This is a genomic window from Cognatundibacterium rugosum (assembly GCF_014284365.1).
GTDB lineage: Bacteria > Pseudomonadota > Gammaproteobacteria > Burkholderiales > Burkholderiaceae_D > Undibacterium > Undibacterium rugosum.
The window spans coordinates 174712-187123 of sequence record NZ_JACOGG010000002.1 but is presented as its reverse complement, the minus strand read 5'-3'; the positions used below and the strand labels follow the sequence as shown (position 1 = coordinate 187123).

The 12412-nt window shown below is 43.5% G+C and carries 7 protein-coding genes; 6 read left to right on the top strand and 1 reads right to left on the bottom strand.

From position 1 onward, the window contains the following. The first annotated feature begins 378 nt into the window (after positions 1 to 378). Entirely contained in the window at positions 379 to 2811 is a 2433-nt protein-coding gene (locus H8K47_RS02495; RefSeq protein WP_186879848.1) for a TonB-dependent receptor, read from the top strand. 106 nt (positions 2812 to 2917) lie between these two features. Continuing rightward, positions 2918 to 4588, top strand: coding sequence for a bifunctional metallophosphatase/5'-nucleotidase (locus H8K47_RS02490; protein ID WP_186879847.1), 1671 nt, complete (start codon positions 2918 to 2920; stop codon positions 4586 to 4588). A 62-nt stretch (positions 4589 to 4650) separates the two neighbouring features. On the opposite strand, the gene H8K47_RS02485 is transcribed toward H8K47_RS02490, so the two are convergent. After that, positions 4651 to 5427 carry an exodeoxyribonuclease III gene (locus H8K47_RS02485; protein ID WP_186879846.1) on the bottom strand — a complete coding sequence of 259 codons (777 nt, stop codon included), beginning with the start codon at positions 5425 to 5427 and terminating at the stop codon, positions 4651 to 4653. 461 nt (positions 5428 to 5888) lie between these two features. On the opposite strand from H8K47_RS02485, the gene H8K47_RS02480 reads away from it, so the two are divergent. The 4 genes from H8K47_RS02480 to H8K47_RS02465 all read left to right on the top strand — a co-directional run bounded on the left by H8K47_RS02480 (position 5889) and on the right by H8K47_RS02465 (position 12410). Beyond that, the gene (locus H8K47_RS02480) at positions 5889 to 6719 is read left to right on the top strand and encodes an ABC transporter permease (protein WP_212681806.1); all 831 of its coding nucleotides are present in this window, start codon (positions 5889 to 5891) and stop codon (positions 6717 to 6719) included. Further along, positions 6709 to 8067 carry an ABC transporter ATP-binding protein gene (locus tag H8K47_RS02475; RefSeq protein WP_186879845.1) on the top strand — a complete coding sequence of 453 codons (1359 nt, stop codon included), beginning with the start codon at positions 6709 to 6711 and terminating at the stop codon, positions 8065 to 8067. Before H8K47_RS02480 ends, H8K47_RS02475 begins: the two co-directional genes overlap by 11 nt. Before the next feature lies 1 nt (position 8068). After that, complete coding sequence (locus H8K47_RS02470) at positions 8069 to 11188, top strand: glycosyltransferase (RefSeq protein WP_186879844.1); 3120 nt, start codon at positions 8069 to 8071, stop codon at positions 11186 to 11188. Positions 11189 to 11363: 175 nt separating this feature from the next. Continuing rightward, positions 11364 to 12410 carry an acyltransferase family protein gene (locus tag H8K47_RS02465; RefSeq protein WP_186879843.1) on the top strand — a complete coding sequence of 349 codons (1047 nt, stop codon included), beginning with the start codon at positions 11364 to 11366 and terminating at the stop codon, positions 12408 to 12410. The last annotated feature ends 2 nt before the right edge of the window (positions 12411 to 12412 follow it).

Sequence of the window (12412 nt, the reverse complement as noted above, 5' to 3'; positions counted from 1 at the left end):
CACATATCAATATATCTGTTTCAGTAAGTTTGCAAAGCAGCAAATTTTTTGTTGAAGATGTCCCCAGAATTAGACGATGTCAGAAATCGTCTGTTTTTTTGTTCCGAAAAGCAATCGTTTGCGCAATATGAAAAAGTAGCTGTTTTCCGCAGTTGCACAAAGTATAGCAATCGTTTGCGCCTGATCGGATCAGGTCCTTGGGATAGGGGCTATCACCGAAATGAAATAGTTATAGCAGACTCAATAGTTTTCAAAAACCGGCATTCGGGAAAACAAAGTGTGGTGATGGAGATGTCATCAAGCTGTGTTGAAGGCTTGAGATGATAGACAAGGTTTAACGCAATCTTTATTTATCTGTAATCTGATCAGGAGCAGTCAATGAAACAAACTAAGCAATCGTCTGCGTTTCCATCGCGTTTGTCGATGGTCGCAGTAGCATGCCAGATCGCATGCCTGGGCATGTCTTCCGCTTATGCGCAGCAGGCCACTACTACCAGCAATGATCCGGTAGATTCTAAACAAGTGACCATTACTGGCAAAAAAGTCGGTATGGGTCTGATGGTGCAAGAAAACGCGCCGAAAGCACGTAGCACAATCACCGCAGAAGAACTGGCTAAACAGCGTCCAACCGGTAATCCGTACGAAGCACTGGAATTGATGCCAGCAGTTAACAGCTACAACTACGACGCAACCGGTTTGTTCGGCGGCGGTCTGACACTGCGTGGTTTTAACAGCGACCAGATCGGTGCAACTATCAATGGCGTGCCAGTTAATGACTCTGGTAGTTTTTCTGTTTATCCGCAAGAATTTGTTGACCAGGAAAATACTTGTACGCAATTTGTGACGCAAGGTTCTACGGATGTAGATTCCCCGCAAGTTGGTGCAACAGGTGGTAACTTCGGTATCACTACTTGCGACCCATCCAAGGAAAAACGTTACCGTTTTATGCAGACATTTGGTAGTTTGCATATGCATAAAACTTATGGTCGTTTTGATTCTGGTCTGTGGAACGACGGTAAAACACGCATGTTCATTTCGATTTCCCATGCTGAAGCTGACAAATGGAAAGGCGAGGGCGCTGCACGCCGTGACCACGTAGACATGGGATTCCGTACAGATTTTGACCGATTCAATTCTGTGTCTGGTACGATTTTATATAACCGCGCAGTAAACCAGAATATTTCTATCGTCACTCTGGACGATATAAAGAAAAATGGTTACTTCTTTGACTATGCGACTCAGTTTTCAGGTCATGCTGCAAAAACTCCAGGCACATCTGGCGACGACTCTAAACAGCCAGGATATGGGCCTGTTTTCTACGGTCTGACTCAAAACCCGTTTGAGAATGTTATTGCCTCCGCAACGATTAAAATGCGGATCGGCGAAGATACAGACATTAAAATTATTCCTTATTTCTGGTATGGCTATGGTACTGGTGGTACTCAGCAGCGCTTACAGACTGAAAGTGCTTTCCTCAATCAAGCGACTCACTTAACAACAGCAGGCGTTGATTTAAATGGTGATGGCGATACCAAAGATAAAGTTATCGTAGCTAGTTCTAGTGTGACTCGTACCAATCGTCCAGGTGTTACTGCATCAGTAACACATAATTTTGACAATCACCAAGTATTAGCTGGTTTCTGGTTCGAACGCGCTTCTCATCAGCAGTATGCGCCTATGCAGCTTGTCAACAATAATGGTGGGGTTGAAGATATTTGGTTTAAAACAAATCTGATCACTCGTCCAGATGGCACACTGTTCCAGAATCGTGATTGGAAGACAATCAGTACAGGATATCAGTTCTTTGCTCAAGATACGATCAGCCTCATGCAGGATAAGCTGACTGTTAACGTAGGGATGCGCGCTCCAACATTGAAGCGTGATTTCACTAACTATGCTAATGAAGGTTCCGTTGGTACAGGTTCTGGCTGGAATTACAATATCACTAAATCGTATTCAGAGATTTTGCCTCAGGTGGGCATCCGTTATCAATTAGATAATAGCAATCAAATTTTCGCAAGCCTTGCGAAAAACATGAAGGCGCCTGCTAACTTCATTTATTCCACAACTTCCAACGTAAACTTGGATAAGACTACCGGTGCATTGACATTTACTGAAGTTCCAGCGGAGACGTCTTATAATTTGGATATTGGTCTGCGCCATCAGACTGATCAATTGACAGGTCAGATCTCCTTGTACGCTGTAGACTATCGCAATCGTCAGCTTTCTTCTTTTGATATTATCACTGGCAACTCATACCTTATTAACGTAGGTAAAGTGAAGACCAAAGGGTTTGAGATTGAATTAGGTAATACACCAGTAAATGGCTGGTCTTTCTATAGCTCGCTGGGATATGCTAGTTCAATTGCTCAAAACGATTTGTGGTTGAAAGACAGTTCTGCACCGGCAGGTACAAACAGAACAGCTCCTTTGCCATTGAATGGCAAAGAGCTGACTAATACGCCAAGCTGGAAAGCTGGATTGAGTGCTCAATATGAAACAGGTGTCTGGTATGCGCGCTTGAAGGCGAAATATACTGGTTCACAGTGGGCAACATTGGTTAACGATGAAAAAGTTCCTGCTTACACCCTGCTTGGATTTGACGCCGGCTATCAGTTCGCAAACACAACATGGATGAAAAAGCCGACCATTCGATTGAATGTAAGTAATTTGTTAAACAAAGAGTTCCGGAATGCCTCTTCATCAACATTTACTAATGCGACAACTGTAAATAATATTATTGGTCGTGCGCCAACTTATTACCTCGGTGCACCACGTTTCGCATCTGTTACTTTCTCCGCAGATTTCTAATCTGTTCTGAGTCAGTATCCTGCTGCTGTCTCTAGCAGCAGACAATTCAGAAGGTCTGCAAATCTCAGGGTTTGCAGACCTTTTTTCTTGCTATTCCGGAGTCAAGATGTATTCATCCAAATTTATTTCAGTGAGCTTGTTAGCCTTACTCTTACCAGCTTGCGCGTTGAAGCCTGCAGCACCTGAACAGGTGACTATATTCAGTATCAATGATTTCCATGGGAACTTGCAGTCAGAACAACCCGTACCGTATCAGTTCACACAGAACCTGAATGGCAAAGTCGTAAACGGTGCGGCCGGTGGCTATGCGTATCTGGCTGCAAAACTGAAGGAGCGGCGTGCTGCGGTCGGTGCCAGTATTCTGGTGGGGGCAGGCGATTTGATGGGCGCGTCCCCGATGGGATCCGCTTTGCTCAAGGATGAGCCCGTAGTCGAGGCACTTAATCGTATCGATTTAAGTGTGACGGCCGTTGGTAATCATGAGTTTGATTCCGGTACCGCAGATCTGATGCGTCGTATTCAGGGCAACTGCCCGCAGATTGGTTGTGCTTTTAGCGACTTCAGCGGCGCACGCTACGCTTATCTGGGCGCGAATGTAATCGACAAAACGACCAGACAAGCCTGGTTGCCGCCTTATGTAGTACGCCAGGTTGGTAATCTGAAAATAGGTTTTATCGGTGCTGTGACTGCGGATGTGCCTAACCTGGTTGCAGGCGACGCAGTGAAGCAACTGGAATTTGAAGATGAAGCAAAGGCGATTAATCGCTATGTGCCTGAACTGCAAAAGCAAGGTGTAGACGCAATCGTTGTGCTGATCCATGAAGGCGCCAATTTCAAAGGTTCAGAGAATGATCCGACTTATCGCTGCGAAGGTTTGCAGGGACCTATCATAGGCATAGCCAATCGCATCGATCCAGCAGTGAGTCTGATTGTGTCCGGACACTCACATCAGGGCTACACCTGTAAAATCGGCGACAAGCTGGTGGTGCAGGGGCGCAGTTATGGGGCGTTTCTAACAGAGTCAACGCTGAGTATCGACAAGGCTAACCGACGTGTAGTCAAGGCGGAAGCAGTCAACCATCTGATCGATCAGCAGCAAATTGTGCCGGACGCTGCTGCGCAAAAGCTGGTGGCTGAAGTCTCGCGCCTGACAGCATCGATGCGCTCTCGGTCGGTGATTAGCCTGAATAAACCATTGCTGCGTTTTAGTCAGGACAAGGTGTTCGATAGTACGCTGGGTAATCTGATCGCTGACGCGCAATTGCATCATGCTCAGCATATCGGTCAGGCGGATGTCGCGTTCATGAATTCTGGTGGAATACGTAATGACTTACCTTCGGGGGCGAATGCCGGTCCGGTACAAGTCAATTTTGGTGATCTGTACGCTGTGCAGCCTTTTGGTAACGGCGTTATCCGTTTAAAGATGACAGGTGAACAAATCCGTAATGTGTTACAGCAGCAATGGCAAAACCGGCCCGCTGGCGATGTGAAAAAATTGTTTGTTTCGGATGGTTTTAGCTATGAGTGGCATCAAAATGCCAGTGCTGCTGAGCAGCTTCAGAACCTGCGTTTGCATGGTGAGCCGATTGCTAAGGATAAACTGTACACAGTTATTGTGAACAGCTTTTTGGCTGAAGGTGGAGATGGATTTACCGTATTCCGGCAGGCCAGTGAACGAGCACTGATCGGACGTGACCTCGATACGATGGAGTCTTACATCCGCGAAGCTGGTCGAAAAATTGAGCAAATACCGGTCAACCGGGTAATCCTGAAATAAAAAAATGGCTGGAATTTTCCAGCCATTTTTTTCAACAGTTAGTTGCTTGAGGAGTGAATTGTTCAGTCCTCATAATGAATAATCAGCGGCGAGTGGTCTGAAAAGCGTTCGTCCTTGTAAATACTGGCTGCGTGCGCTTTTTCTGCAATACCCGGTGTTGCCACCTGATAGTCAATACGCCAGCCTACGTTGTTGGCCCAAGCCTGACCGCGGTTGCTCCACCATGTATAGCATTCGCTGGTGGTATCCGGATGCAGCCGCCGGTAGGCGTCGACCCAACCCAATTCATCAAACACCTGCGTCATCCAGGCACGCTCTTCAGGCAAAAAGCCGGAATTTTTCTGATTGCTCTTCCAGTTTTTCAAATCAATTTCTTTGTGCGCGATATTCCAGTCGCCACAGATCACCAGTTCGCGTCCTTCCGCTTTCAGTGCGGCCAGATGCGGCAGGAATTCTTCCATAAAACGGAACTTCGCTTCCTGTCTTTCAGGAGACGAGGAGCCGGATGGACAATAGACCGAAATGACAGACAGATTGCCAAAGTCGCAGCGCACATAGCGTCCCTCAGCATCGAACTCCACGCTGCCAAAACCTATGTGGACTTTATCCGGCTGCTGCTTGCTGTACACACCGGCACCGGAGTAGCCTTTTTTCTCGGCGTAGTGGAAATGGCCGTGAAACCCATGGGGATTTAAAAAATCTACTGTCATATCCGGAGCCTGTGCTTTGAGTTCCTGAACGCAAAGAAAGTCAGGATCCTCTTTCTTCATCCATTCAAAAAAACCTTTTTTAGCAGCGGAGCGGATGCCGTTTAGATTGGCGGAGATGATTTTTTTCATATAGAAAAGGGCAGATAGGAATGAGAAAGCGAAAGAGCACTGGAATAAAAATTAAGCGAATTCGGAGCGCTCATTCTATCTTTCGCCGATGGTTGTAATTGCGACTGACAGTACATTGATTCAAATAAAATGTTGAACCTGGTCAGATGAGTCTTTTTGAGACTAAATAAAATAATGCCAAATTTAATTGAGGGTTAAATTTTTTCGTTTGTGATTTTTAGTTAATTCAAATTGTAACGTAGTAAAAGAATTTCGTTGGTTTACGGTAGCATCAAGACATATTTACCTAATAACGCTAATTCTACATTTAGTTGAAGAGCTGAATGTATAATAACGCCTTGTCTTTTGATAAAAGTTAATTCTTTTACATCAAAATATCTTATCTAATTAGTATTGTTCATGTTTTCCAAAGTTGAGCTTCAATTTAACACCTCCCCCGCTCGAGAAGGTCACGCTAGCATATGAATCCGCATGAAACACATCCATGCGACTTCAGGTCACCATTTATCAGCATTTGGAAAAATCGCCGCTTGATTTTGCAAATGACTCAGCGAGAAGTAATTGGACGCTACAAAGGCTCCTCTATGGGGTTGGCATGGTCATTTTTGCATCCCGCTATACTGTTGGTGGTTTATACCTTCGTTTTTTCGGTGGTATTTAAGTCTCGCTGGGGTAATGGTGGGTCACAAAGTCAGACTGAGTTCGCTATTTTGCTCTTTACTGGGATGATTGTGCATGGTTTGTTTGCGGATGTAATCAATCGCTCGCATGCTGCAATTACATCAAATACAAATTTCGTCAAACGAGTGATATTCCCCTTAGAAATTTTACCCGTTATTACGTTGGGCGCTGCATTGTTTCATAGCGTAATCAGTGTTGCTGTCTTATTGTTGGCATATTTACTTTTCAATGGTTTTTGGCATTGGACAATTATATTTCTGCCAGTTGTTTTACTGCCACTTGTTATAGTTTCTTTGGGCGTAGCTTGGTTTCTCGCTTCATTGGGTGTTTTTCTGCGGGATGTTGGACAGACCGTAGGCATCATTGCCATGGTTTTGATGTTCCTCTCTCCAATTTTTTATCCCGTCAGTGCTGTCCCGCCAATTTTTCAAAAGTGGTTAATGCTCAATCCGCTGACTTTTATTATTGAACAAGCGAGAAATGTGATTTATTGGGGCTTGATGCCAGAATGGACAGGTTTGGGTTTATATACAGTGCTTGCCAGTGCCATCGCATGGATGGGATTTGTTTGGTTTCAGAAAACCAGAAAAGGATTTGCAGATGTACTCTGATAGTAATGCAATCAGTGTTAGCGGACTGGGCAAGTACTATCAAATGTATGGCACGCCGGCTGACAGGTTAAAACAATTTATTTTTCCCAAAATTAAAAAACTGCTTGGCGTCAGGTCAGAAAATTATTTTCGTGAATATTGGTCTTTAACAGATATTAATTTCGAGATAAAAAAAGGTGAGACCGTCGGTATTATCGGACGCAATGGATCTGGTAAGTCTACTTTATTGCAAATCATCTGCGGAACGCTGACGCCCAGTACAGGCCAGGTTCGCACCAATGGACGTATAGCTGCATTACTTGAGCTTGGGTCTGGATTTAATCCGGAATTTACCGGGCGCGAAAATGTACATATGAATGCTGCTGTACTTGGTCTGACCGCAGAGCAAATCCAAGCACGATTCAACGATATCGAAGCCTTTGCTGACATAGGGGAATTCATCGAGCAACCAGTACGCACATATTCCAGCGGCATGATGGTGCGACTGGCATTTGCTGTCATTGCTCATGTGGATGCAGAGATTCTGATCATCGATGAGGCGCTCGCCGTGGGTGACGCATTCTTCACGCAGAAGTGTATGCGTTTTCTGCGTGATTTTATGAAAAAGGGTACGGTCTTATTTGTCAGTCACGATACCGGTGCTGTGAAGAACCTTTGTAACCGGGTAATCTGGCTGGAAAAAGGCAGATTGATAGAGGAAGGTAATCCAAAAAAAGTCTGCGCGTCTTATCTACAGGCTTTTTATGAGGCACAGCAGGGAAAGAGTGATGTAAAAAAACTGAAAGCAGAACGAAAAGCAGAACCTGTATTGTTTCGTGATCAGCGTCAGGATTTAGTCAACGCCAGTAATTTGAGAAACGACTTGCGTATATTTACTTTTGATCATGATGCATCTGCGTTTGGGCAAGGTGGAGCACAAATAAAGAATGTCGAGTTTAATGATGTGCATGGCAATCCGTTAAATTGGGTAGTGGGTGGCGAAGTCGTCACTTTAAAAATATTTGCGCAGGCGCATCAGGAATTAGTCAACCCTATCATAGGGTTTTCCATTAAAGATCACAGAGGGCAGGCGTTGTTCGGCGATAACACCTATTTGAGCTACGCAGACGCATCTCTTTCTTGTGAAGCGGGAAGTGGTCTGGACGCTGAATTCAGGTTCGCTATGCCTATACTGCCTGCCGGCGATTATAGCGTGGGTGTTGCAATTGCAACTGGGACCCAGGAAATGCATGTACAGCACCATTGGCTGCATGATGCGCTGATTTTTAAATCGGAAGCGAGCTCAGTGGCAACTGGCTTGATGGGAATTCCCATGCAAGATATCAAATTGACGACCAGAGAAGAATGAAATGGAAAATATTCTTAAATTTACTGGTGAGCGGTATGTGCCTGAAGTGAACGGCAATATTGAGTTGGAACATGTACATCGATATATACAAGCCAGCACACTGGTGCAGGGAAAAATTGTGCTTGATATTGCCAGTGGAGAGGGGTATGGATCTGCTCTGCTGGCTGACCACGCACAACAGGTATATGGTGTTGATATATCCAGTGAAGCGATTCAGCACGCCAGTGCGCGATACCACAAAGGGAATCTGGAGTACCGTGTAGGAAGTTGTGCTGCAATCCCACTGAACGATGCCAGCGTTGACATGGTCGTCAGCTTCGAGACTATAGAACACCATGATCAGCATGAAGAGATGATGCTTGAAATTCGGCGGGTTCTGCGTCCAGGCGGTCTTCTATTGATTTCTAGCCCTGACAAGCATTTCTACACTGATTTGACTGGTATCCAGAATGAATACCATGTTAAAGAATTATATGAACATGAATTTAAAGCGTTATTAGGTAAGCATTTTACGCATAGCAGATTTTTTGGACAGAAGCTTATTTATGGTTCTGGGATTTTCTCTGAGTCAGACAGTACTGGTCTGATCAGTCATCGTCGGGAAGATGGTGTGTTGCAGGCTCAAAGTGGCATGCAAGGTCCACTGTATTGGATCGCATTGGCTTCCGATGCGAGTCTCCCTGAATTTGCAGCAAGTTTCCTTGAGCAAGAAGTTGAGCATTCTGATGCCTATCAGTCTATAAAAATAGCTTTGGATCATCGTGTGGAAGATATTGTTCTCCACAAGAACTGGGTAGCTCATCTGGAGCAGGATATTGCAGCACTCAATCGGCAGCTGGAATCCAGGTTGGAAGAGCACAAAAATGAAATTTCAGTACAGATAAGTCAAAATGAGAAGCTAAAGGATAATCTTTCATTATCAAAGAAAGAAAAAGACGCAGTGTTAGAACAAATTTCTCTCCTAACTGAACAAATTAACGATATACAACGTAGTCTCTCATCGCTACAAAGTGAGAGAGATGCGGCACTTGCACAGGTCTCACTTCTGACTGAACAAAGTGAAGAATTGCAGCGTAGCTTACTATCTATAAAAACTGAAAGAGATGCTGCTTTCGCGCAAATAGTTAAAATTCGTGCCAGTACAGCCTGGAAATTAACTGCTCCCCTACGCTGGTTAATGCAGTTGATCAAAGGAGATGTCACTCCTCTTTGGAATGGCATTAAGTTTATTGGTAGCCGTGCGAGTAACTTAATACCCAAGCCAATTTATAAACTGATGGATGAGTCTTGGTCTAAGCTGATGAACTTAACTGCAGTTGTGCCGCATTCAAGTATGAATCAGGGAACAATTGCCGATATCGTCAAAGAACGTTGCGAAGCGATGCAACAACCACTGACAATTTGCCTGCCCCCTAAGCTTAAACCGGAACAGTTACCACGTGTCGATATCAGTATCGTTACCCATAATAATGGCCGATGGATAGAGGCGTTTACCAATTCACTACTAGCACTCAATTACGACAAAAAGCTCATTAATTTGTATTTTGTCGACAATGCGTCGACGGATGATACCGTTAAGCAACTACATATTTTCTCAAGGAAATTGGTAGAGCAAGGCCTGACAGTTGAAATTTTAGAGCGGGAAAACAAAGGATTTGGTGCTGGACATAATGCGGGTATTCGTGCTGGCAAAGCGCCTTACTGTCTGGTTACAAACATTGACTTAACCTTTGAGTCAAATGCTTTATTGAATATTGTCTCGTCAGCACAGGCTGATACCGATAGTGCTGCAGCCTGGGAATTGAGGCAAAAGCCTTATGAACACCCCAAGTACTACGACCCGATTACCGGTAGTACCAGTTGGAATTCCCATGCCTGTGTGTTACTGCGCCGCTCTGCGTTGGAACGCATCAAAGGTTACGATGAAACTCTGTTTATGTATGGAGAGGACGTAGAATTATCTTATCGTTTGCGCAGGGCTGGTTACGTATTGCGATATTGCCCTCAAGCAGTTGTTTGGCATTACACCTATGAAAGTGCTGGTCAAGTTAAAAAATTGCAATACACGGGCAGTACTTTTGCTAATTTGTATTTAAGGTTGAAGTATGGGAATTTTTGGGACGTGATGGCAGTTCCCATATTAAGCCTGAGATTATTGATGGCAAATGAGGCCTATCCCGGATCGCGCTTTGACGTATTCAAAAATATCTTGCGTTTGGTGTTACTAACGCCAAAAGTTTTATTGTCCCGTTCTTCGAGTAAGGTCAACTTCCCTTTTCGCGCATGGGATTTTGAAATGATACGTGACGGTGCTTTTATTGAACAACATGCCCTGCCAGAGCCACCGCCCTTGGTCAGTATTATTACCCGTACTTATCGTGGTCGTGAAAACTATCTGCGTCAGGCAATTGTTTCTGTAGCGCGCCAGACCTATCCCAACTTAGAACATATTATTGTTGAGGATGGAGGTCAAACTCAGGAGGAGTTGGTCACAAGTATGCGTGATTACGTCCATTTGCCTTTGCGTTATTTTGGATTGGGAAAGTGCGGACGTTCGGCTACTGGTAACTATGGATTACAACAGGCAAATGGGCGTTGGTGCTTATTCTTAGATGACGATGACTTACTTTTTGCTGATCATGTCGAAGTTTTGATGCATGCGTTGACGGAGCAGCCTAAGGCCTGTGCTGCCTACAGTCTGGCATGGGAAATAATGACCGATAGTAGTCAGATTCAGGACGGTAGATACAAAGAGTGTACTTACCAAGTGCCAGATGCTTTGCGCCAAAACTACGACTATCAGGTTTTGCGTCACCATAACTTTTTTCCGATACAGTCAGTTCTATTTGAGCGTTCATTATTTGAGCAACGCGGTGGATTTGACGAGGATATGGAAGCGTTGGAAGATTGGACCTTATGGGTACGCTACGCACACAATAATGAATTTGTCTACGTTCCGAAACTGACATCTATGTATCGGACTCCAGTAGATCCAGAGCAAATAAAGAGGAGAAGTGACGCATTTAGCGCGGCCTATCCAGTTGCTTTAGCCCGCAATATTTCGAGGACACAGATATTTGACGAGCAGTTCGGCGTAGATAAGAGTAAGTTAAATGTATGAAGGTGTGTTTGATAGTATCGCACCACTAATATCAAATTTGCACAGGAAATTTGATGCTAAATAGGAGCTGAAAAAAGACATACTAAAAATTTAAATTGAAGCAATTCTTAATGGTCAAATGTTAAATAGCTATAATAGAAACATTGCTTGACACCAATTAAGAAAGAAATAAGAAATGAATAATAAAGCAAGGGTTGCTTGGGTTGATGTACTTAAATTTTTAGGGATATTTGCAATTTACATAGGACATTTTGGTAATTCTGCAGGGAAATTATATCCGTTTGTATTTACTTATCATGTACCAATGTTTTTTTTTGCGGCTGGTTTTTTTGCGCCGGGCAAAGCAGATGAAAAATTTCTTACGTTTGCACAGAAAAAGACGGCCCAGTTATTGCTTCCGTATGTTTTTTTTAGTTTGATTGCATTGCTCGTTTTTACGATATTAAATGACTGGGGATTTATCGATTTTCGCGAAGCATTCAAGTCGTTTATTTTGGGGATCAGAAATAAAGTATATGCAGCATCGCTTTGGTTCATTCCCTGTCTATACATCGTCGTCGTTATAGATTATCTGTTCCTGGTTCTTTTTAAGTCGCGCGTAGCAACATATTTACTGGCACTGCTAGCATATGTTGCCAGTCAAACCATTTTGCCAAACAATCCAGTTGTGAATCCATCATGGATAATGAATATCGACAGCGCAATGTATTATTATTTATATTACGTGCTCGGTAAGGCCATGTTTCCTTTGCTGAAAGAGCAGAGTCTATTCTTTTCTGAATGCTGGCTTAAAAAAATATTAATTTTAATAACAGTATTATTTGTACTTGCTAATTATTTCAATGGAAGTGACTGGTTAATACGAATAATTGGCACCGTAGCTCCTTCACTGCAGACATTTAAGCCATTAACTGAAGTGATCTATATTTTTACGATATTGGTGTTGATTTTTGGAAATATTTTGCTTGCTATGCTTCTGCAGAAAATTTCTCTTCTGCAAAAATTGGGGCGGGAGACACTGATATTTTGCGGAACTGAAAATATTTTTAAAATAGTATTGACTCAATTGTTAGTGTTGGTCGGTTTGAAAATTAATTTAGCCAACCCTTTATTAACAATAATCTTTTCTTTCCTGTGCTTACTGCTGTGTAATTATTTTGTGGTTAAATTTTTATCGGAATATTTTCCAGCCTATGTTGGAAAAATTAAACAAGCACAATAAAC